Genomic DNA, 23,058 nt, shown 5'->3' on the forward strand with positions numbered 1-23,058 from the left:
TGTTAGCAATGTTCACTCACCCGAATCACTTACTTATGTAAGCTCATCGGGATTTGTTCACTTGCTGCCTACCTGCGACTCCAATTACTTTGGGGATTCCCTGCTTGAAGCCGCAGGGGTGTTAGCTATGTTCACTCACCCGAATCACTTACTTATGTAAGCTCATCGGGATTAATGAGCCTCATCCTTGAGGCTCACCCTGCGGGCTAGCATAACTGCTGTTCAAATCGGTTCCCGACCAATTTGTTGTTCACTTGCTGCCTACCTGCGACTCCAATTACTTTGGGTATTCCCTGCTTGAAGCCGCAGGGGGGCATGCCACCCCCTGTTTTGCTTATTATTGCTTATATAGCCAGCGCCAGACGCGTCCCTTGATCAATTGCCCGGCGTGCATCCAGCTCAGCGGCGATATCCGCGCCACCAATCAAATGCACGGTTTTCCCCATATCCAGTAAGGGTTGATGTAATTCCCTACGCGGTTCCTGGCCCGCACAGATAATGATGGTATCGACGGGTAAACAGCTCGCCTGTTCTGCACGGGTGATATGCAAACCTTCATCATCAATGCTGTCGTAACTCACACTGTTAAGCATTTTCACCCCACGCATCGCCAGACTGGTACGGTGGATCCAACCGGTGGTTTTACCCAAGCCTTCACCCACTTTACTGGTTTTCCGTTGTAACAAGAAAATCTGCCTTGGTGACGGATGCACTTTGGCCCCCGCCGGGGATAATCCGCCACGATATGCCAAATGTTGATCGATGCCCCATTCACGACTGAATGCAGCGCTGTCCAGACTGCTGGAATCACCGGATTGGCTGAGGTATTCGGCGGTATCAAAACCAATTCCCCCCGCACCAATAATGGCCACGCGCTCACCGACCGGTTTTTTATCGCGCAATACATCCAGATAAGTAAGGACTTTCGGATGCTCAATCCCCTTGATAGCTGGCAGGCGTGGCTGGATACCACAGGCGAGGATAATTTCATCAAAATCAGCCAACTGCTGTGGCTGTACCGAGGTATTTAGCTGCTGAATAACACCATGGAGCACCAACTGACGGCGGAAATAGCGCAGCGTTTCATAAAATTCTTCCTTACCTGGGATCTGCTTGGCAATGTTGAATTGGCCACCGATATCTGTTGCCGCATCAAATAGCGTCACTTGATGACCACGACTGGCGGCGGTAACGGCGAAAGCCAGCCCGGCCGGCCCGGAACCGACGACGGCTAAGCGTTTTGGTGTTTCTGTGGGGAGTATGGGCATTTCGCTTTCACGGCACGCGCGAGGGTTGACTAAGCATGAAGTGAGTTTGCCTTCGAAAATCTGGTCCAGACAGGCCTGATTGCAGCCGATACAGGTGTTAATTTCGTCGGCCCGATGTTGTGCTGCTTTTTGGACAAACGCCGCATCAGCGAGGAACGGGCGCGCCATTGACACCATATCCGCGCAACCATCAACCAGTACCTGCTCAGCAACCGCAGGGTCATTAATGCGGTTAGTGGTGATCAGCGGAATAGCCACCGCCCCCATCAATTTGCGCGTCACCCAACTGAATCCGGCCCGTGGCACCATGGTAGCGATAGTGGGAATACGTGCTTCATGCCAACCAATGCCAGTATTAATCAGGGTGGCACCGGCCTGTTCAACCGCCTGCGCCAATTGTTCAATCTCTTGCCAACTGGAACCTTCTTCCACCAGGTCAAGCATCGAAAGGCGGTAAATCAGTATAAAATCAGTTCCAGTCGCCTCACGGACTGCCCGCACAATTTCTACGGCAAAGCGCATTCTGCGGCTAAAGTCCCCGCCCCAGTCATCATCGCGCTGATTAGTTCTGGCGGCGAGGAACTGGTTAATCAAATAGCCCTCAGATCCCATCACCTCGACACCATCGTAACCCGCTTGTTTGGCAAGCTGTGCACAGTTGGCAAAGTCGGCAATAGTTTGCCGTACTTCATCACTACTCAATGCCTGTGGGGTATAGGGGTTAATCGGCGCTTGCAATGCGGAGGGAGCCACGGGGTGTTTCTGATAGCTGTAACGGCCGGCATGTAGGATTTGCAGCGCGATCTTACCGCCCGCCTGATGTACTGCATCCGTCACGATTTGATGATGGGGGACTTGCGCCGCATCATTTAATACTGAGGCCCCCTGATACACCACGCCTTGCTTATTGGGAGCGATACCCCCGGTGACAATCAGGGCGACACCACCGGCGGCCCGTTCAGCATAGAATGCGGCCAAACGTTGAGGTCCATCGGGTAATTCCTCTAGCCCGGTATGCATCGAACCCATTAATACGCGATTTTTCAGGGTAGTAAAGCCAAGATCAAGGGGCGCGAGCAGGTGAGGGTAAGCTAACATTGCAGTCTCCATCGGGTGCACTCTGGCTATATTGCAGCAACGTAAAGCTGCGCAATATCACCAAACCGTTATTGTTATGTCTCTGCCGCTCTGGCCGAATGCAGCAAGTGGTCGGATGAGATTTTTTATTCAAATTTAGACGGTGCTGTGCAACTTGGGAAATCGCAGTGTGCTGATTGTGATAGCCGTCATGAATATGACATCAGGGAAGGGGCAGTAACATGAAGTATTAAACGAAGGAATTATACCTATAAAGTATATTCCCTTCGTTTCTCGCGATGGCTATTTATAACTCGGCTATTAATCAGCCACCAAAGACCCGCAAGCGGTGACCATCAGGATCTAAAGCCACAAAGGTATAGCCGAAATCCATCTGTAATGGTTGTTGCAAAATAGGTAAGCCGCGCTGTTGCCAGTCATTATATAACGATTGCACCTCAGCTTTATCGGCCAGAGCAAAAGCCACTTCACCACCGCCACCCGTGGCTGTCGCCGCCGGTTCAACCGTATGTTTTGACCATAAGCCCAGCATCACCCCTGAATCCAGTGCAAACATGGCAAAGGTTGGGTGAAGTTCTACCGGTGCCTTTGCCAGCAAGTCACCATAAAACGTAGCGCTGGTGGCCGGGCTATCAACATAAAGAATAATGAAATTCGGATCTGCCATGGTTTTCCCCTTATCCCTTTGGTACTTGAAATTGTAGCGCTCAAGTTGGTGCTCGACCGTCTACCTGAAATTCCAAATACTTTAGGTATCTAATCAAATGGATAGTTTTTTTGTTAACCGAATGTCGCTTAACTGGGTTCTATCCTAGCGGGGCATACTGACAGTTTCTGTCAGTAGTGATTATTGATTTGTAGCGACAATAAAAAACTACGGTTTTGGTGGTGTCGACAGCAGCGACTGATCATCGATGCCTTCCGCTTCCCGCCACTGTTTTAGCAATAGCTGTCGGCGCTGAGGATAGCGTTGATCCGTAAGAGAAATTGCGCTTATTCGATCCGCGCGAAAGTTACGGATGGTTTGGCGCAGTTCACACCAGGCAACCACCACGCGCACCTGTTCAAAAAAACCGATAGCAAAAGGCCAGATGCGGCGACATGAGTTAGCCCCTTTCAGGTCTTGATAGGTAATATCCACTTTGCGCTCGGCACGGATTGCGCGGCGCAAGACCGGTAGCGCCAGTTCACAGTCAGGCATATGGCCGACAGGGCCGATGAGCAGTGTCGAGGCATCTAATTCGTCACGTAAATCTGCAGGTAAAACCGCCGCGATTTTCGCCAAAGCATTACGGGCAGCGGTACTCAGATGGGCATCTCCACGATGGCTGACCCAGCGTGATCCTAATACCAGCGCTTCTATCTCTTCTTCGGAGAACATCAAGGGCGGCAGCATAAAACCCGGGCGCAGCACATAGCCCAGACCGGGTTCGCCTGCAATATCAGCGCCTTGCTGTTGTAGGGTGGCAATATCGCGATAAAGTGTTCGCACACTGATAGCCAGTTCCTCCGCCAGCGCAGCCCCTGTTACGGGATAGCGATGGCGGCGTAGCACTTGAATCAGGTCAAGCAGACGCTGGCTGCGGGACATAATAGCTCTCGTCGGAGTATAAAAGCTGACTATAGCACCTTCAGTCAGGCCATTTTACTGGGTGGCAGCAAAACTAGGGAGCCATTGAGAATTTCCTCTGTAGCAAGCCGATAAGCCGCCTACCGTAGAGACCGATAATCAGCCCCCATACCACTGCACCACACAATACCAATATCAGGCCAGTAGGCGTGACAGAACCATCACTGATGAAAATAATACTGATTAGCCCTAAGAGCGCGATGCCAATCCCGATACATTGATATCTTGAGAGCTTTTCGCGCAACAGCAACGCGCCAAGGATCATGGTGAAGAACGCGCCGAATTGCAGCACTAACGAAGCGATTCCTGCTGAGACACCTGCTTTAATACCCAGATTGACGATACCCCATAAGCTGATACCAAACAGTGGGCCGTAACCTATTATGTATCGCCATGAAGTGTCAGGTTTTTTGATAAAAGGACTGCGGGCAGGGTGCAGAGCGTAAAGCGTAAAGCGAATCCCGGCTAAAATAAGCGGGTCTGCGGCAATCAGGCCAAGTTTTATTACCGAAAAATTAGCCCCCCAAATTGCGGTAATGCATAGAGCAATTAAAAAATCAGTTAGTTTCACGCAGCCTACCTAGGGTGAGTGAATTAATCGGTTATTGTTATTTCACAGTGGCAGTTCACAAACTGAGTAGTGATAGTCAGTAGCGAACATGAGAATATTTCCAGGACAGCGGTATCGCAATTCAGGATACCGCTGCGAATAATGTGTTATTAATTCTGTTTATATAAACCAGCGACCATAAAGCAGCTAAATGAACTAAATAGCATCTCAATCCCGACCAGAGTCGTAACCATGGTGATCGACATCAGTGGGCCAGCACTCACCAATAGATAGGTAATAATCAGATCCAAGACGCCGAGCAAGATTTGTAGCCATGCCCCCGGCATTCCCCATGTTCTAACACCGGTTATCAACCGCATCACCCCACCAAAGGCAAACAGCACCGCCAGCACCACAGCCAGACTTATCATCCCTATTGCTGGATTGGTAATAAATACATAACCCATCACAATATATGCGATGCCGAGTAAAATACCGGTCACCATTGGCCAAAGATTATGGGAACGGTTGGTTACCATACCCACGATCATTGCAATCCCACTGAGTAGCAGTAGGACACCAATAATTTTGCTGAGAACAACGCTGGAGGCCAGTGGGTTAATAAGGCAAAAGATCCCGCCCAGTAATAGCAAGATTGCGATGACCCGCATGATAATCCGTTGTTTTTTTAAGGTACTTTCATCAAGGCTCATAAGGTATTTCCGATCTATATTCAGCATGACGATGACTCCTGTATAGTCTGAACTAGGTTATCGATAACTATCATGAGTATAGGTCGAACAATAGATGTATAAATAAAATTAATGATATTCAACTAATTATACTGTGGAATATTTCCTGTACGCCAGATGTGCAAATAGCATTGCAGTGGCACTTATCATCCCCCCAAGAATACAAACACCTGACCATCCCGCATTCGCATATACGATCGTTGCACTGATAGCTCCGATGGCGCTACCGATGGAATAGAACAACATATAGCCAGCAACCAGGCGGCTTTGGGCATCAGGGTGTAGCGCCAATATGATGGTCTGATTAGTTACATGCACCGTCTGAACGGCAAAATCTAATATCACGACACCGATAACCAGCCACCAGACCGATCGCCGACGGACTAACGTTAACATCCGTTGCCATCGTATCGAGTAGGGGCTGAGCAAAATAGACATTGGCGACCGCCATGGCGGATACCATCGCCAAGAGTGGCACCACTATTGATGTGAGGTGTGGTGCCAGAGCAGTTTGTGGTAATCGCCGAGTGCGACTCTTTGCTGATTCTTTTCTGATGGACATAAAAATACCTGATACCTTTCTGGTTTTTATTTGAAACCACGTAATTGATTTTTAACCAATGTGGTTTTAATATGCAACCAGCTTATCCAGCAAATGATCGGAGTAAAAGAATGACTAAAACGAGTGAAGGCCAGATAGGGGCAGAAGAATGCCCGGTTGCCAGAACGCTCGAGGTCTTGGGGGATCGCTGGTCACTCATGATAATTCGTGATGCTTTTGATGGGATCAGCCGTTTTGGCGAATTTCGGAATAACCTTGGCTTGGCGAAAAATATCTTGGCGGGTCGCCTGCGTGAGTTGGTTGAACACGGCATTCTGATGATAGTCCCGGCCTCTGATGGCAGTGCTTACCATGAATATGTGTTGACGGATAAAGGCCGCCAATTATTCCCTATTGTGGTCAGCCTACGCCAATGGGGCGAAGATCACTTGTTTGCTGTTGGCGAAAAGCACTCTATTTTAGTTGATAATCAGAGTGGGCATCCGATCAGTAAGCTGACAGTATCTTCACAGCAAGGTAAGGTATTAGATGCCAGCGAATGCCATCGGGAAAAAGTGATTAAGCGGTAAGGAAGGTATCTGCGGCGGGAAATAAAATCTCAATGGATATTAATGACAGGATATGCAAAATGGATTCTCGGATACTGGAAATACTGCAATACACATTGAAACCGGGTAGTGGTGTGGAATTCCACCGAATTATGCAAGAGATCAGCATTCCCTTGCACGCCAGGGAGGGGATGGACGTCGTCGCTTATGGTCAATCGCTGCACGACCCAGACGCTTATTACCTGATGCGTGCCTTTGACAGTCAAGAGGCATTAGTGAATGCTGAGGCACGTTTTTACAGCAGTGACGGCTGGCTTGCTGGCCCGCGGGTGGCAATTGTTGAACGTATTGAAAATAGTCTCAAATCCGTAATATCGATGCCAACTGCCGCCATTGATGCTTTAAGAACCTAATCGGTCAATTCTTAGCATCCTTATACTGAATACGTTATCAACTGATAACGTATTTAATCGCCTCTGGGATTTATTATTGCTCTGCCTGATAAGTGTCGCGTAAGAAAAGGGTTAGCACATCTTTTGGCGGTGTCACCTCACATTCAGACAGCAGCCACCCCACAGCGCCTCGGTGATAAGCACCATGATGCTCAACATGGGAAAACATCTCTTTTCTACTCATTGCCCCTTTTCCCCCATCGACAAATTTGAAGTTAATTATTTCATCCAATTGTTGTTCAACCAGAGAGTGAAGGTACTCGAGATAGCGATTATCACTGATAGCAAAGGCGTCATTCAGCACCTCTAGAGGCGGTGTTTCAACCGTATTCAGCGCAGTATAACGGTGGGGAACTCCCTGAATATTGGCGATAAATATTTGATCAACCACATAAATATGATTCATCAGGCGAATCATAAGATGACGTTTATCTTTATAAGCCGCGGTATCAACATTGGCGATAGCGGAGAGGATCTCTTTATCAGCCCAGGCCTTGTATTGAAAAAGCATATCAAAGTGAGTAAGCACAGACATTTTCAGATCTCAGCGGAGAGTTAGATGGCTATTTTATAGTACGAGAATTATTGTAGGTCGTTAAGTAGCGTTGAATTTTAGCCGACTAAAACATTTCATCAACGAATGGACTGTCTATTGAATATTCGGCAAGCAAATAGCAATGACCTATATATCTTGAGATAATTAGGCAAAGCGAGAGGCTTGGGGGATGAGTAAATTGTTATAACCTGAATCGATGACGTTATCGCCATCTCAAGGTGCTTTCCTATTCTTCTACTAGAATATCCAGCCAATCCGTATTGAACAATTTTCGTTCAAATTGGCTAACCACTGAGACAGATAAAATCAGATAAAGTGTAATTGTATCCGTGAGACTCCATTCAACAGTCTCTATTCAAGATTGTGCAGTTATGGCTTCATTGAGTTGAGCAAATATAGCGCAGCGTCACTTTTGCGACACAGGTTACCAGATACAAAAAAGCCAACTCGAAAGTTGGCTTAATGTGCTGATTTAACAGCTAAAATTTGGTGGCCCCTACTGGACTTGAACCAGTGACCAAGCGATTATGAGTCGCGTGCTCTAACCAACTGAGCTAAGGGGCCAGACTTGGGCGCTGATTATACGGTAGTTTTTATCCTGCGGTCTAGAGCTGATAAATCATATGGCTGTTTTATGCACAAAATTAAGGTTTTTTACGCACATAGCAGGTAATTACGTGCGGATGCAGGCTTGAGAATCGGTGGTTTGGGGCCAAAAAGAAAAACCCCGGCACGCCGGGGTTTTTTGTGTGTTTGCTGCTGTCGCTAACGATTAATCGTCCAGGAAGCTGCGCAACACTTCAGAGCGGCTTGGATGACGCAATTTACGCAATGCCTTGGCTTCAATCTGACGAATACGTTCACGGGTTACGTCGAACTGTTTGCCCACTTCTTCCAGGGTGTGGTCAGTGTTCATATCGATACCGAAACGCATACGCAGAACTTTCGCTTCACGAGCGGTCAGGCCAGCTAACACATCGTGGGTGGCAGAGCGCAGGCTCTCTGATGTTGCAGAGTCCAGCGGCAGTTCCAGAGTGGTATCTTCAATGAAATCGCCCAGATGTGAATCTTCATCATCACCGATCGGGGTTTCCATTGAGATTGGCTCTTTGGCAATCTTCAGCACTTTACGGATCTTGTCTTCCGGCATCAGCATGCGTTCAGCCAGTTCTTCCGGTGTTGGCTCACGGCCCATCTCTTGCAGCATCTGGCGTGAGATACGGTTGAGTTTGTTAATGGTCTCAATCATATGTACCGGGATACGGATGGTACGCGCCTGATCCGCGATAGAGCGGGTAATGGCCTGACGAATCCACCACGTGGCGTAAGTTGAGAACTTATAACCACGGCGGTATTCGAACTTATCTACTGCTTTCATCAGACCGATATTGCCTTCCTGAATCAAATCAAGGAATTGCAGACCACGGTTGGTGTATTTTTTCGCAATAGAGATAACCAAACGCAGGTTAGCCTCAACCATTTCTTTCTTGGCACGACGTGCTTTCGCTTCACCGATAGACATACGGCGGTTGATGTCTTTCACTTGCTCAATTGTCAGACCGGTTTCTTCTTCGATCTGGCGCAGTTTCTGCAAGCTACGTTGAACATCGTCCGAGACATCTTTCAGTTTTTCAGACCAGGGTTTACCCATCGCAATTGCTGCGGCAAACCAGGTATCACTGGTTTCATTGCTGGCAAACAGAGTAACGAAGTTTTTCTTCGGCATTTTGCACTGCTCAACACACAGTTTCATGATGATACGTTCTTGAGTACGAACGCGATCCATCATGGTACGCATGTTGTTGACCAGATAGTCGAACTGCTTCGGTACCAGGCGGAACTGCTTGAATACATCAGACAACTTCAGAATTTCAGCAGCAGCATTGGCGTGGCTACGACCATTTTTCTTGATTTCCATGCGTGCGTTTTCATACTGCTCACGCAAATCGCTGAATTTCTGGCGTGCCAGCTCTGGATCGATGCTGTTGTCGTCTTCTTCTTCGTCTTCGTCTTCATCTTCGTCGTCGTCATCATCCATTTCTGCGGTGGATAATTCAGAACCAACGTGAGTCGCCGTCGGCGCAATATCTTCTTCGGCGTTTGGATCAACAAAGCCGGTGATCAGGTCAGATAAACGGGCTTCACCCGCTTCAACGCGATCATATTGTTCCAACAGATAAGTAATCGCTTCAGGGTATTCAGCAACTGAACACTGAACCTGATTGATACCGTCTTCAATACGTTTGGCGATATCAATCTCACCTTCACGTGTCAACAGCTCAACGGTACCCATTTCGCGCATGTACATACGCACCGGGTCAGTAGTACGCCCGATTTCGGATTCAACACTGGATAATACCTGTGCAGCAGCTTCAGCCGCGTCATCGTCGGTATCAGTGGTGTTCTCGGCCAGCATCAAATCATCGGCATCAGGAGCTTCTTCCAGCACCTGTATGCCCATGTCATTAATCATCTGGATGATGTCTTCGATCTGATCGGAATCGACGATATCTTCCGGCAGATGGTCATTGACCTCAGCATAGGTCAGATAGCCTTGCTCCTTACCACGGGTGACAAGTAGCTTCAGCTGTGACTGCGGGTTTTGCTCCATAAGACGGTATCCACACTTCAGAGTATTTGGGTTGGTGTCGGTCGGCGAAACCGCCAACAATAGCATTTGGGGCCTTTTTTTGTCGCCGCTGCCCGCTATGGCGGCATATTGTGGGGAGTCGCCCCCACATTTATCGGCAATTAAGCCGTTGGGTGTTTCATTTTTTTCTGGCTAATGCCAGATTCAAAGACCAAAGCTCTTTACGTTCTTCGGCGTTTAATCCATGTGTCCGGTCACGCGCTATCAGGGTTTCCTGACGTTGCTCCAAGATGGAGTCATACAGGCTCGTTAGCGTGTCGACAAAAGTCGGTTCGACCATGTCCTCAACAATCATGTGGTTCCATGTTGCGAGAGTTTCAAGCTGTTGGCTGAATTTATTATCCCGATACAGTTCCAATAACTGCCCGGTTGTCAGCCCTGGCTGAGCCAGACAAGTCTCAACCAACTCAATAAATAACGGTAAACCGGCTAACTTGGCTTGCTCGACGCCCTGTAGTGAGGGAATAAGTGTAGCTAGTTGTGGGTTTTGTACCAGTAGCCCTATAAGTATACGCATGGTTGTGCGTTTTAGCTGGGGCGGTTGGTAGGTATTCGTGTTTTCAGCCTGTTTTGGCATCAGCTTATCGAGCTGGCTATCATCGAGCAGGCCCAACTTATTACCGAGCTGCTGGCGCAGATAAAGACGTAATGTCTCACCGGGTACCTGACTGATTAAAGGTAGTGCCAGAGTGCTTAACTTGGCGCGCCCGTCGGGGCTGCTCAAATCCACCTGTGGCATCAACGTTTCAAACAAAAAGGTTGAGAGTGGCTGTGCCCCTTCCATCCGCTGTTCAAATGCGTCTTTCCCTTCTTTACGTACCAGAGTGTCTGGGTCTTCGCCATCGGGCAAAAACATAAAGCGTAGCTGACGGCCATCATTTAGATAGGGCAGCGCCGTTTCTAATGCTCGCCATGCCGCATTTCTGCCCGCCCGATCACCGTCGTAACAACAAATTACGTTATCGGTGGCACGGAATAATAATTGAATATGCTCCGCAGTGGTCGCGGTCCCCAGCGAGGCAACGGCATAGTCAATACCAAATTGCGCGAGTGCTACCACATCCATATAACCTTCCACCACGAGTAAACGCGTTGGATTGGGATGATTCACTTGCGCTTCATACAAGCCGTAAAGCTGGCGGCCCTTATGAAAAATTTCTGTTTCTGGGGAGTTTAGATACTTTGGCACTCCATCACCCAGAATTCGCCCGCCAAAAGCGATAACCCGCCCACGTTTATCGCGGATAGGGAACATGACGCGCTCACGAAAACGATCGTAAGTCCGTCCTGTATCATTAGTCACCAGCATTCCGGCATCGTTCAGCGCAGTACGGCTCTCACCATCACGGCCAAAACGTTTTAAGGCATTGTCCCAACCTGGGGGGGCAAAACCAATAGCAAAATGTTGGATGATTTCTTCACTCAAACCGCGATGCTTAAGATATTCGCGTGCCTGATTGGCATTCGAGCCTTTGAGTGACTGTTGATAGAATCCGCTAAGGCTTTCCATCAGTTGATAGAGACTTTGTCGTTGATGACGTTCGATCTGGGTGGTGCCGGTTCCTGCCTCGTAAGGCACTTCCAGCCCATGCATGGTGGCTAATTCCTCAATACTTTCGACAAATTCGAGTCTGTCGTAATTCATCAGGAAATCAACAGCGTTACCATGTGCGCCACAGCCGAAACAGTGATAAAACTGTTTTTCGCCGTTAACAGTGAATGAGGGTGTTTTCTCATGATGGAACGGACAGCACGCATGGTAATTTTTGCCTTGCTTCTTCAGCTTTACCCGTGCGTCGATAAGATCAACGATGTCGGTGCGCGCTAGCAAGTCATTGATAAATACGCGTGGAATTCGTCCAGCCATAAGCCCCTATTCGGTCAGTCCATAAACGAGAACAAGCCGCGCATTCCTTTCGGAAAGCACGGCCTTCGTATGCAACTACTCGATCTGCGCGTTCTTAGAACATAAAAAACTACGCGGTGGGGTTACCCCCGAAGAATTAATACAGACGAGTGCGGCGTGCGTTTTCGCGAGCCAATTTCTTCGCGTGACGTTTTACAGCAGAAGCTTTAGCGCGTTTACGTTCGGTAGTCGGCTTTTCATAGAACTCACGACGACGAACTTCAGCTAAAACACCCGCTTTTTCACAAGAGCGTTTGAAACGACGAAGAGCTACGTCGAATGGCTCGTTTTCACGTACTTTAATTACCGGCATGTGCCTCTCACCTCAATAGAAATCGGTTTGCTGCTGGCCAATCGCCAGCCTTCTCAAAATGGTGCGGAATTTTACTTCAATGGATGCTGCTTTGTAAAGCACCACAGCAAATTGAAACAGGCACGCCCCTGTGATGTCGCCCTCGTTCTTTACAAGAAAGTTGGTGCCGAGAGTGCGACGGCCGCTGATTATATACTAAACAAGGCTGTTGATCGAATTAATCAACACTCTTTTCAAATATGACCACTATCAACAACATTTAGGTGCTCAAAGCGTGAAAATGCCGTCTTTACCGTCAGAGATCATGACTGGCGGCGCTGTTATGCTAAACTATCGGCCGCACGTGAATGATGGGAAATGTAATGCGAGTTTTGGGTATAGAAACGTCCTGCGATGAAACCGGTATTGCAGTGTATGACGATGAAGCCGGTCTGTTAGCTAACCAACTGTACAGTCAGGTTAAATTGCATGCTGATTATGGCGGTGTAGTGCCTGAGCTGGCTTCCCGTGATCATGTGCGCAAGACTGTGCCGCTGATTCAGGCAGCATTGAAAGAAGCCAATCTGAGCGCTAAAGACATCGATGGTGTGGCGTATACCGCAGGCCCAGGTTTGGTTGGCGCATTGCTGGTCGGGGCGACAGTCGGCCGCGCATTGGCATTTGCGTGGGGGGTTCCGGCGGTGCCGGTCCACCATATGGAAGGCCACCTACTGGCACCGATGTTGGAAGAGAACGCACCAGAGTTCCCGTTTGTCGCTCTGCTGGTCTCTGGCGGTCACACTCAGTTAATTAGCGTGACCGGTATTGGTGAGTATCTGCTATTAGGGGAATCTGTCGATGATGCGGCAGGTGAAGCCTTTGATAAAACTGCAAAATTATTAGGCCTGGACTATCCTGGGGGGCCGATGCTGTCGCGTATGGCACAACAGGGTACGGCGGGGCGTTTTACTTTCCCGCGGCCAATGACCGATCGCCCTGGACTGGATTTCAGTTTTTCTGGTTTGAAAACGTTCGCTGCAAATACTATCCGTGCTAACGGTACCGATGATCAAACCCGTGCTGATATTGCCCGTGCATTTGAAGATGCAGTGGTCGATACGCTGGCGATTAAATCCAAACGAGCGCTGGATAAGACCGGCTTCAAACGTTTGGTCATTGCTGGTGGTGTCAGTGCAAACCGCACTTTACGTTCAAAGCTGGCGGAGATGATGCAAAAACGGGGCGGTGAAGTATTCTATGCTCGGCCAGAGTTTTGTACCGATAATGGCGCGATGATCGCCTATGCTGGGTTGATCAGGCTGAAAAGTGGTGTGAGCAGTGAGTTGAGTGTTTCGGTTAGGCCGCGCTGGCCGTTAGCCGAGTTGCCGAAAGTCTGAGCGGGGCTGTGGCGGTGTTGCCGCGTCATCTCGTGATGCTCACATACTGATGTATGCTCCGCTCTCTCAATTCCTTGCGCCTTGCCTCGCTCCCGCTCAGCCATTCTAAGATTGGTGCCGAAAGTCTGAGCGGGGCTGCGGCGGTGTTGCCGCAGTCATTCAAAATGCTCATGGACGAGAGTCCACGCCGTTTTTGCATTCCTTTGCGCTTTGCCTGGCTCCCGTTCAGTCATTCTTGTTTTGAGGAGAATCAATCTTCTTTCTCTTCCAACTCTGCGGCTTCTTCGGCCGGGGTTTTCTGCTTTTTCTTTCTGAGTTTATCCCAGATTTTACTTTCTTTGCCGCGCCATAAACGTTGAATGTTATCGTGGTGGCGCATCAAAATCAGGCAAGAGAGCATGGCGACCGGGAAGGTGAATTGCGGTTTAAACCACCAGACGTAGAAGGGCGCAATTAGCGCACTGATAATTGCGCCTAAAGATGAATACCCACTCAATAACACCGTCAACAACCAAGTACCGGTCATCAGACCGGTTAGATCCCAGCCGATAGGGGCGATGGCGCCAAAAGCAGTAGCAACGCCCTTGCCACCTTTAAAATGGAAAAAGACCGGATAGATGTGACCAAGACAAGCAGCGATAGCGGTCAAGCCAAGATACAGCGGGGAAACGTGCAGCAGGTAAGCAATCCAAACGGGTAACATGCCTTTCAGCACATCGAAAATCAGCACTGTTGCTGCGGCTGCTCGGCCACCGATGCGCAGCACGTTGGTTGCACCGGGATTACCGGAGCCATGTTCACGCGGATCTGGCAGCTTAGCAACCCGACACACCAGGATTGCACTGGAAATAGAGCCACACAAATACGCGAAGATAATCATGCCAAGCGCGATAGCACTCATAACACCGCCCTGTTGAATAATGATCGTTTTAATCGCAACATCAGTGGATAATACGCATATTCGGCTGGAAGTGGTATCCGGCAGGCGCAAAAACAGAGAATGACGTGATGGACATCGTATTTATTGAAGAACTGAGTGTCATAACCACCATTGGTGTTTATGACTGGGAGCAGACCATCCAGCAGAAGCTGGTGTTCGATATCGAAATGGGTTGGGATAATCGTAAAGCTGCTGCCAGTGATGATGTGAATGATTGCTTGAGCTATGCAGATATCAGTGATGCGGTGATACAACACGTAGAGTCACAGCGTTTTGCCTTGGTTGAGCGGGTGGCAGAAGAGATAGCCGAGCTGCTATTAGTCCGTTTCCAATCACCGTGGGTGCGGATTAAAGTCAGTAAACCAGGGGCGGTGGCACAAGCCCGTAATGTCGGTGTGCTCATTGAACGTGGTCAACGACCTAACTGATTTTTGCTCTGCCACGACATAAAAATGCAACCCTATATTGATAATGTGGTTTGAATTATTGATTAACGTGATATTTTTACCGACTGAAATTGAACGGCATTATTTTGCACATTGCCGTTTTTTTGTGGATTTCTATATCCTAAATAATTCAAGTTGCGGGAAGGCGGCAACTGACCGAATCCCCAGGAGCTTACAGAAGTAAGTGACTGGGGTGAACGAGGGCAGCCAACGCACATGCAACTTGAAGTATGACGGGTATATTACATGGCATTGGGTATCGTAGATGACGGATATGTATTCGCTGTTTGTGGCTGTTGTTTTAGGTGTGGTAGAGGGATTGACTGAGTTTTTACCCGTGTCATCCACTGGGCATATGATTATCGTCGGTGAGCTATTGGGCTTTACCGGCGACAAGGCAAAAACCTTTGAAGTTATCATTCAGTTAGGGTCGATTCTGGCGGTTGTCGTGGTGTTCTGGCGGCGGTTATTTGGCCTGATTGGTATCCATTTCGGCGCGGTACCTCATGAGGGGAAAACCAGCGGTCACCTGACATTGGGCCATATTTTACTGGCAATGATCCCCGCCGTGGTGCTGGGGTTGGTATTCCATGACCTCATCAAATCGCTGTTTGATCCGAGAAATGTCATGTATGCCTTGGTGGCGGGTGGGGTGCTTTTGCTAGTCGCAGAATGGTTCAAACCTAAAAATCCTAAATCTGTTGGTTTGGATGATATTACTTACCGTCAGGCTTTCGCGATTGGCTGCTTCCAGTGTCTGGCGTTGTGGCCGGGGTTCTCCCGTTCTGGTGCCACCATTTCCGGCGGTATGTTGGTCGGTGTTAACCGTTATGCCGCGTCTGAGTTCTCCTTCATTCTGGCAGTACCGATGATGATCGGGGCCAGTGGACTGGATCTTTATAAGAGCCTGCACTTCCTGACGCTGGGTGATTTACCGATGTTTGCCGTCGGATTTATCACGGCATTTATCGTGGCTCTGATTGCTATCAAAACCTTCCTTTCACTGATTAAACGTATCTCTTTTGTACCTTTCGCCATCTATCGCTTTGTTGTCGCGGCAGCGGTGTACTGGGTCTTTATGTAATATACCCGTTATACTTCAAGCTGCACGTGCGTTGGCTACGTTCAATCACCCGAATCACTTACTGATGTAAGCTCATCGGGTTCTTTCGCTTGCCGCCTTGCTGCAACTCGAATTATTTAGGGTATAAAAAATGCATCAGATACAATAAAACACCTTGATTAATCAGGGTGTTTTATCTTTAGATAAAATGGATTTATTCTTAAATTACTTCTTGAGCCTGTTTCCATTCGGCTAATGCTTGTTGGCGGCGACGTTTAAGTTCGTCGCGAATGGCTAATCCTTGTAACCCGCTGGCGACTACTTCCTGCACTGATACGCCGCTGGCAATATGGAATGCGGCGCGCAAATAATCGCCCTGCGGATAAGGATTTTCTTCAAATCCGGTACGACCTCGGGCATCAGCCTCACTGGTGATAATCATTTGCTCAAGACGTTCTGGTTTGCGCCACACATCAATGGCATCAAACAGTTTGAGTAGAGTTTCGGGGCGAAGCTTATTCACTGTATGGATAAGGTCATGGTATTCCGCCACCAGTTTCGCCAAGTCACGTATCGGATTAGGTACCCGTAAGCGCTGACATAACTGCTCAACCAATTTAACCCCAGCCGGGCCGTGGCCGTGATGGTGTGGCCAGAATTCTTTTGGTGTCAGACCTTTACCCAAATCATGGCAGAGAGCGGCAAAGCGGACATCAACCTCAGGGCTAAGTTGAGCCGCAATGGCTAATGTCATCAGCGTATGGATACCGGTATCAATTTCTGGATGCCACTTTTCGGGAGCCGGTACGCCAAATAAACGTTCAATTTCTGGAAAGAGCACCGCCAGCGCACCGCAATCACGTAACACTTGAAAATAGATCTGCGGGCTTTGTGTTTTCAGCGCTTTCTCGGTCTCTTTCCATACTCGCTCTGGCGTCAGAGCCGATAGCTCGCCACTTTGTGCCATTGCTGCCATCAATGATTGAGTCTCAGCGGCGACGCTAAAACCTAAATGGGCAAAACGGGCAGCGAAACGGGCAACCCGCAGCACACGTAGTGGATCTTCGCCAAAGGCGTCGGAGACATGACGCAGTACTCTGTTTTCTAAATCTTGTTGGCCGTGGTAGGGGTCAATCAATTCCCCCTCGGCGCTACGGGCAATGGCATTGATGGTCAAATCGCGACGCAACAAATCCTCTTCCAGCGTGACATCTGGCGCGGCATAGCAGGTAAAACCGGTGTAACCTGCGCCGGATTTACGCTCGGTACGAGCTAGTGCGTATTCTTCATGGCTGACAGGGTGCAGAAACACGGGGAAGTCTTTACCAACCTGCTGATAGCCCTGTGTGAGTAACTGTTCCGGGGTGGACCCCACCACGACCCAATCCTGTTCGGTGACCGGCAGATTTAATAAGCTGTCGCGTACCGCGCCGCCGACCAGATAGATTTTCATATAAATCCTTCGTTCTTGATGTTGCAGCGTTATTAGCTGCTCACTTGAATCACACTTTACCGCCTGGCGACAAAGGCTTGTTTCAGTATAGTTGGGGATGAGAATAGATTAAACAAGCAGGCCACCCTGGCGGGCAGCCGAACGCGTCGATTTTACAGTCTTATTAAACGGCTATCAGTTCATCCAGCGATTGTTCTTTTTACGGCTTGGGATCAGATGTGGCAGTACCAGACCAAGGAGCAGGCCGATACCGGCAACACCGCCGCCGTACATAAACCATTGCAGGATAATGGTACGCTGTTTGTCATCTAATTGCAGATTCACAGCGCTGACTTTCTTCTGAGCAACCACTAACTGATTCTTTAGTGACTCGTTTTCTTTTTGCAGCTCGGAAATCACGCTGTCGCTGGCCGCGACTTTCTGTTGCATTTCAGCAGTGCGCTGATTCCAGCTATTATCAATATTAGCCAGCTTATCTGTCAGGGTTTTGACTTGTTGTTCAAGGTCCGGTACCCGAATACGCAGACTTGGCGTTTCACTCAATTGATTCAGCGCGATCCAGGTGGTTTTCCCTTTACTGTCGCGGATTTGACCGTAATTTGTGCTGTCATCAACACTTATCAGGGCGACTTCATCTCCGCCTTTTAACGTGCCAACAATACGGTATTGGTTACCGGGACCGCTATGAACGTAGGTATCCAGCTCATCAGAGATGTAGCGTTTTTCTTCAGCGTGCGCGCCCCAGGAGATACTGAGACTTAGCATCGCGAGGCAAATTAGGCGTATTTTCAGCATTAGAGAGTCATTTATGAGTGAATTTATGGAACGATAGTAGTGTGTTCAGTTTGCCGACGCAACGCATAAACCGGAATGAGAACTATCTTACTCTCATAGCCAGCGCGGCTTTAGCCACTTTGTTGTTCATTTTAACCACACTGAAAATTTGTCTTATGAAGCCTTATGGCAGACCTGTTAAAATAGAGGCTGACTCGGGGTAGCCACGCGGTTTTTTTGTGTAAAATAGCGAAGTCTGTGTAAAACAGGCAAACCGCCGCGAAAGAGGCATAATGCCCGTAAACTCGCAACATACCGGTGTGAATGAAATTATGACCGTTGAAATAGAATTAAAATTTATTGCTACTCCTGCGGCCATTGCCGCTTTGCCCGAGCGGCTTACATCCTGGCAAAGCCAGCATTCTGCGCCGCAGACGCTGACCAATATCTATTTTGAAACTGCCGATAAGCGGCTGCGCCAACATGATATTGGCTTACGTATCCGTGGTTATGATGGCCGTTACGAAATGACGGTTAAGACCGGCGGTAAAGTGGTCGGTGGTTTACATCAACGCCCTGAATACAATGTTGATATTGATAGTGACCAATTGGATTTGGCGCGTTTCCCTGCCGATATCTGGCCGAACGGTTGGGTGATTGAGACATTACAAGCAGAACTGCAGCCGCTATTCCGTACGGATTTTACTCGAGAGAAGTGGGTGATTACTTACGGCGAAAGCGAGATAGAGCTTGCTGTTGATCAAGGCACTATCAGTGCAGGTGAGCTGTCGGAACCCTTGCACGAAATTGAGCTGGAACTGAAAAAAGGCAATCAGGCAGATTTGCTGGCATTGGCCGCAGAACTGGCACAAATTGGCGGTTTACGACAGGGCAATCTGAGTAAAGCAGCCCGTGGCTATCATTTAGCACAAGGCAATCCTCCTCGTGAATTGCGCCCGTTACTGGTGTTGCAGCCAGCGGCCAAATCCACCGTTGAGCAAGGTATGGTCGCAGGGCTGGAGATGGCCCTGGACCATTGGCAATACCATGAAGAGCTGTGGTTACGTGGTGAGCCGGCCGCTAAAGCTATGATCATTGAAGCATTGGCAATGGTGCGTCAGTCATTAGCTATTTTTGGTGGTTTGGTCCCGCGCAAAGCCAGTACTGAATTGCGTGCCGGGCTGCTGGCGCTTGAACCGCAGTTAGAACCGAAGAATGTCGATGCTGAGCAGCTTTGCTATAGCACTGATTACCTAAAATGTAAGTTAGCGCTCACATCTTGGTTGGTTACCTCTGGCTGGCGGCCATTTATGGATGCCAAAGCACAGACCAAGTTTGAAGGGTCATTTAAACGCTTCTGCGACATCATGTTGAGCCGCAGCGCTGCTGATCTGAAAGACGCTTTTGGCCAGCATCTGGATGACGATGGTTATTTGGCGCAACTCCCTCGCTTGAACCGGCAGATCATGTCTTTCCAATTGCTCTCAGGCTTCTATCCGCAGAGTGAATGGTTGCCGTATATCGATGGCTGGTTTGGTTTACAGCAGGAGATTATGCACCGTCAGGGTCACTGGCGTGATACCGCCCGTAAGGAAGCGCTAGCGCAGGCAGCCTTTTGGTTGAACGGTGCTGCTAGTTAATAGATAGCAGCTTGAGGAATGCTTTATGTTGCCACTCTCTTCGGAATTACAGATTCAGGCGCAGAATATACGACAGCGCTTTTATGAGTTACCGGCTCCGCCAGATTTACACGAGGAAGATATCCCTGTGCTGGCGTTGAGTGATTTTGTCAGTGATATGTTACTGATTCACCCTGAGTGGCTGGAGGAGTTGCATCAGCAACCCCCGCAACCGCAGGAGTGGCAATTTTATCCACAATGGTTAAATCTGGCGTTGGCCGAGGTACATGACGAAGCGGCATTATTAGCCGCATTGCGGCTGTTTCGCCGCCGGATGATGGTGCGCATCGCCTGGTCACAAACACGGCAAACCAGTGTGACTACTGAGACCTTACAACAACTGAGCGGGTTGGCTGAAAGCCTGATTTTGGCGGCGCGCGATTGGCTGTATCAGGCTTGTTGCCGTGAGTTCGGTACCCCCTCTAATGCCGAGGGGGTACCGCAGCCGCTGCTGATTTTGGGCATGGGCAAGTTAGGCGGCGGTGAACTGAATTTCTCCTCTGATATCGATCTGATTTTTGCCTACCCAGAAAACGGCCAGACCCAGGGTGGGCGACGGCAGTTGGATAATGCCCAGTTCTTTACCCGCTTGGGGCAACGGCTGATTAAAGCGTTGGATCAGCAAACCATTGATGGTTTTGTCTATCGGGTGGATATGCGTCTACGCCCGTTTGGTGACAGTGGCCCGCTGGTACTGAGTTTTGCCGCGCTGGAGGATTATTACCAAGAGCAAGGGCGCGACTGGGAACGCTATGCGATGGTTAAGGCACGTCTGATGGGCGGGGCTGAAGACCACTACAGTAAAGAGCTGCGCCAGATGCTGCGGCCCTTCGTCTTCCGACGCTATATCGATTTCAGCGTGATTCAATCGTTACGTAACATGAAAGGGATGATTGCCCGTGAGGTCCGGCGGCGTGGTCTGAAAGATAATATTAAGCTGGGGGCCGGCGGTATTCGTGAAATCGAATTTATCACGCAGGTATTTCAGCTTATTCGTGGCGGCCGTGAACCGCGCCTGCAAGAGCGGGCTTTACTGCCGACGTTGCAGGCAGTCGCCGAGCTGGGTTTATTGCCGCCACAACAAGTGAACGACCTCAGCAGCAGTTATCTGTTTTTGCGCCGTTTGGAAAATCTGCTGCAAGCTATTGCTGATGAGCAAACCCAAACGTTACCCGGTGATGCACTGAATCAGGCCCGATTGGCTTGGGGCATGGGGTATACCGACTGGATGGAAATGAGTGCTGCACTGGAACAGCATATGCAGGCGGTACGGTTGGTATTTGACGACCTGATTGGCGATGATACTCCCGATATCGGTGAAGATCCTCGTCATGGTTTGTATAAAAGCTTATGGCAGGATGTGCTGGAAGAGAGTGATTTAGCCCCTTTGACGCCACATTTAGACCAACCAGCCCGCCGGCAGTTGTTGACGACGATAAATGATTTCCGCCATGACGTTGATAAACGCACCATTGGCCCTCGGGGCCGTGAGGTGCTGGATCAACTGATGCCGCGCTTGTTCTCCGAGGTTTGCTCGCGCCCGGACGCCAATGTCGCCCTCAGCCGCTTGATTCAGTTGCTGCTCAGTATCCTTACCCGCACCACTTACCTCGAATTACTGGTGGAATACCATGCGGCACTAAAACATGTTATTCGCCTGTGTTCTGCCTCGCCGATGGTGGCCAGTCAATTGGCCCGCTACCCGCTGTTATTGGATGAGTTGCTTGATCCGCAATCGTTCTATCAACCATTGGAACCCGGTGCTTATCGCGATGAATTGCGCCAATACTTATTGCGGGTGCCGGAGGATGACGAAGAGCAGCAACTCGAGGCGTTGCGTCAATTTAAGCAAGCCCAGCAATTGCGTATTGCTGCTGGTGATATCACCGAGGCACTGCCGGTAATGAAAGTGAGCGATCACTTAACTTATCTGGCAGAGGCCATGATTGATGCGGTTATTCAGCAAGCCTGGGGGCAGATGGTGGCTCGCTATGGCCAGCCGAGCCATCTACAGCAGCGAGAAGGCCGTGGTTTCGCCGTGATTGGTTATGGCAAGTTGGGGGGCTGGGAGCTAGGTTACAGCTCAGATTTGGATCTGGTGTTCTTGCTCGATTGCCCGCTGGATGTGATGACTGATGGCGAGCGTAGCATCGACGGCCGTCAGTTCTACCTGCGTTTGGCTCAGCGGGTGATGCATTTGTTCAGCACCCGCACCTCGTCAGGCATTTTATATGAAGTGGATGCTCGTCTGCGGCCATCAGGTGAGGCGGGCATGCTGGTCAGCACCGTTGAAGCTTTCGCCGATTACCAACAGCATGAGGCTTGGACTTGGGAGCATCAGGCACTGGTGCGCGCCCGCATCGTTTATGGTGATCCTCAATTGCATCAACAGTTTGATACCATCCGCCAGCAAATTCTGTGCCGCCACCGAGAAGACCCACAATTGCAGCAGGAAGTGCGCGAAATGCGAGAGAAAATGCGCAACCATCTGGGCAGCAAACAGCGTGGTATCTTTGATATTAAGGCTGATGAGGGGGGGATTACCGATATTGAGTTTATCGCGCAATATCTGGTGTTGCGCTATGCGGCCAGCGAGCCACGGTTGACCCGTTGGTCAGATAATGTGCGCATTTTTGAGTTGATGGCTAATTACGACATCATGGCACCGCAAGAGGCAGCGGCCCTGACCCGTGCTTATGTCACCATGCGTGATGAGATTCATCACCTGGCATTGCAGGAGCTATCCAGTAAGGTTTCTGCTGACAGTTTTATCACCGAAAGAGAGCAAGTTGCTGCCAGTTGGCGAAAATGGCTGGTGACGTCAGATATTGTTGCCAGCGAATAAGATAAAGTGCCAGCAGTGCCCGTTATGACTGGGTACGTCGGTTATTCATAGTATGCAAGGTGTCTGTGATATTATCCGGCACCACATATATTCGTCATACTTCAAGCTGCATGTGTGTTGGTCGCGCTCGTTACTCGGCCCGTCCATGGGCCTCGCCTCTGCGAGGCCGTTGCAAGCAACGTTCAAATCGGTTCCTG

20 protein-coding genes and 1 tRNA gene are annotated in these 23,058 nt (G+C 49.4%); 7 read left to right on the plus strand and 14 right to left on the minus strand.

The annotated features are described in order from the left end of the window. Positions 1-344 precede the first annotated feature (344 nt). The 6 genes from Q2T71_RS21480 to Q2T71_RS21505 form a co-directional block, all read right to left on the minus strand. Complete coding sequence (locus tag Q2T71_RS21480; protein WP_372560465.1) at positions 345-2,366, minus strand: FAD-dependent oxidoreductase; 2,022 nt, start codon at positions 2,364-2,366, stop codon at positions 345-347. Positions 2,367-2,670: 304 nt separating this feature from the next. Then, positions 2,671-3,033 (minus strand): VOC family protein, encoded by a 363-nt coding sequence (locus Q2T71_RS21485; RefSeq protein WP_372560466.1) that lies wholly within the window; start codon positions 3,031-3,033, stop codon positions 2,671-2,673. 207 nt (positions 3,034-3,240) lie between these two features. Then, the gene (locus Q2T71_RS21490; protein ID WP_372560467.1) at positions 3,241-3,957 is read right to left on the minus strand and encodes a helix-turn-helix transcriptional regulator; all 717 of its coding nucleotides are present in this window, start codon (positions 3,955-3,957) and stop codon (positions 3,241-3,243) included. Between the two features lie 73 nt (positions 3,958-4,030). Beyond that, positions 4,031-4,567 (minus strand): EamA family transporter, encoded by a 537-nt coding sequence (locus Q2T71_RS21495; protein ID WP_372560468.1) that lies wholly within the window; start codon positions 4,565-4,567, stop codon positions 4,031-4,033. Between the two features lie 149 nt (positions 4,568-4,716). Further along, entirely contained in the window at positions 4,717-5,286 is a 570-nt protein-coding gene (locus tag Q2T71_RS21500) for an HdeD family acid-resistance protein (protein ID WP_372560469.1), read from the minus strand. Positions 5,287-5,385: 99 nt separating this feature from the next. Further along, positions 5,386-5,736 carry an MFS transporter gene (locus Q2T71_RS21505; protein WP_372560470.1) on the minus strand — a complete coding sequence of 117 codons (351 nt, stop codon included), beginning with the start codon at positions 5,734-5,736 and terminating at the stop codon, positions 5,386-5,388. 234 nt (positions 5,737-5,970) lie between these two features. Here Q2T71_RS21505 and Q2T71_RS21510 point away from each other — a divergent pair, with 234 nt between their 5' ends. Next, positions 5,971-6,429 carry a winged helix-turn-helix transcriptional regulator gene (locus Q2T71_RS21510; protein ID WP_372560471.1) on the plus strand — a complete coding sequence of 153 codons (459 nt, stop codon included), beginning with the start codon at positions 5,971-5,973 and terminating at the stop codon, positions 6,427-6,429. A 59-nt stretch (positions 6,430-6,488) separates the two neighbouring features. Continuing rightward, positions 6,489-6,821, plus strand: coding sequence for an NIPSNAP family protein (locus tag Q2T71_RS21515; RefSeq protein ID WP_083162354.1), 333 nt, complete (start codon positions 6,489-6,491; stop codon positions 6,819-6,821). A 73-nt stretch (positions 6,822-6,894) separates the two neighbouring features. Here the strand turns inward: Q2T71_RS21515 and Q2T71_RS21520 are convergent, their stop codons facing one another. The 5 genes from Q2T71_RS21520 to rpsU all read right to left on the minus strand — a co-directional run bounded on the left by Q2T71_RS21520 (position 6,895) and on the right by rpsU (position 12,285). After that, complete coding sequence (locus Q2T71_RS21520) at positions 6,895-7,395, minus strand: DinB family protein (protein ID WP_372560472.1); 501 nt, start codon at positions 7,393-7,395, stop codon at positions 6,895-6,897. 508 nt (positions 7,396-7,903) lie between these two features. Continuing rightward, positions 7,904-7,980, minus strand: a tRNA-Ile gene (locus tag Q2T71_RS21525). 208 nt (positions 7,981-8,188) lie between these two features. Beyond that, positions 8,189-10,027, minus strand: a complete 1,839-nt coding sequence (gene rpoD, locus Q2T71_RS21530) for an RNA polymerase sigma factor RpoD (protein ID WP_372560473.1) — start codon at positions 10,025-10,027, stop codon at positions 8,189-8,191. 157 nt (positions 10,028-10,184) lie between these two features. After that, positions 10,185-11,933: a DNA primase gene (gene dnaG, locus Q2T71_RS21535; RefSeq protein ID WP_372560474.1), complete on the minus strand. Its 1,749-nt coding sequence runs from the start codon at positions 11,931-11,933 to the stop codon at positions 10,185-10,187. Between the two features lie 136 nt (positions 11,934-12,069). Further along, positions 12,070-12,285 carry a 30S ribosomal protein S21 gene (rpsU, locus tag Q2T71_RS21540; protein ID WP_001144069.1) on the minus strand — a complete coding sequence of 72 codons (216 nt, stop codon included), beginning with the start codon at positions 12,283-12,285 and terminating at the stop codon, positions 12,070-12,072. 362 nt (positions 12,286-12,647) lie between these two features. On the opposite strand from rpsU, the gene tsaD reads away from it, so the two are divergent. After that, positions 12,648-13,661, plus strand: coding sequence for a tRNA (adenosine(37)-N6)-threonylcarbamoyltransferase complex transferase subunit TsaD (gene tsaD / locus Q2T71_RS21545; RefSeq protein ID WP_372560475.1), 1,014 nt, complete (start codon positions 12,648-12,650; stop codon positions 13,659-13,661). A gap of 250 nt (positions 13,662-13,911) precedes the next feature. On the opposite strand, the gene plsY is transcribed toward tsaD, so the two are convergent. Further along, the gene (gene plsY / locus Q2T71_RS21550; RefSeq protein ID WP_032911234.1) at positions 13,912-14,562 is read right to left on the minus strand and encodes a glycerol-3-phosphate 1-O-acyltransferase PlsY; all 651 of its coding nucleotides are present in this window, start codon (positions 14,560-14,562) and stop codon (positions 13,912-13,914) included. A 107-nt stretch (positions 14,563-14,669) separates the two neighbouring features. On the opposite strand from plsY, the gene folB reads away from it, so the two are divergent. Together folB and bacA are read left to right on the plus strand one after the other, a co-directional pair. Then, a complete protein-coding gene (gene folB / locus Q2T71_RS21555) occupies positions 14,670-15,029 on the plus strand; it encodes a bifunctional dihydroneopterin aldolase/7,8-dihydroneopterin epimerase (RefSeq protein WP_050086684.1) in 360 nt (119 codons plus the stop codon). A 283-nt stretch (positions 15,030-15,312) separates the two neighbouring features. After that, complete coding sequence (bacA, locus tag Q2T71_RS21560) at positions 15,313-16,131, plus strand: undecaprenyl-diphosphate phosphatase (protein ID WP_372560476.1); 819 nt, start codon at positions 15,313-15,315, stop codon at positions 16,129-16,131. Positions 16,132-16,330: 199 nt separating this feature from the next. Here the strand turns inward: bacA and Q2T71_RS21565 are convergent, their stop codons facing one another. Together Q2T71_RS21565 and Q2T71_RS21570 are read right to left on the minus strand one after the other, a co-directional pair. Beyond that, positions 16,331-17,563 carry a multifunctional CCA addition/repair protein gene (locus tag Q2T71_RS21565; RefSeq protein ID WP_372560477.1) on the minus strand — a complete coding sequence of 411 codons (1,233 nt, stop codon included), beginning with the start codon at positions 17,561-17,563 and terminating at the stop codon, positions 16,331-16,333. Between the two features lie 174 nt (positions 17,564-17,737). Then, on the minus strand, positions 17,738-18,358 hold the full coding sequence (locus Q2T71_RS21570; RefSeq protein ID WP_372560478.1) for a TIGR04211 family SH3 domain-containing protein: 621 nt from the start codon (positions 18,356-18,358) through the stop codon (positions 17,738-17,740). A gap of 311 nt (positions 18,359-18,669) precedes the next feature. On the opposite strand from Q2T71_RS21570, the gene Q2T71_RS21575 reads away from it, so the two are divergent. After that, positions 18,670-19,977, plus strand: coding sequence for an inorganic triphosphatase (locus Q2T71_RS21575; protein WP_372560695.1), 1,308 nt, complete (start codon positions 18,670-18,672; stop codon positions 19,975-19,977). Between the two features lie 25 nt (positions 19,978-20,002). Then, positions 20,003-22,861 carry a bifunctional [glutamate--ammonia ligase]-adenylyl-L-tyrosine phosphorylase/[glutamate--ammonia-ligase] adenylyltransferase gene (glnE, locus tag Q2T71_RS21580; protein ID WP_372560479.1) on the plus strand — a complete coding sequence of 953 codons (2,859 nt, stop codon included), beginning with the start codon at positions 20,003-20,005 and terminating at the stop codon, positions 22,859-22,861. Positions 22,862-23,058: the final 197 nt, after the last annotated feature.

The sequence above is a fragment of the Yersinia sp. 1652 StPb PI genome (assembly GCF_041538345.1).
GTDB lineage: Bacteria > Pseudomonadota > Gammaproteobacteria > Enterobacterales > Enterobacteriaceae > Yersinia > Yersinia enterocolitica_E.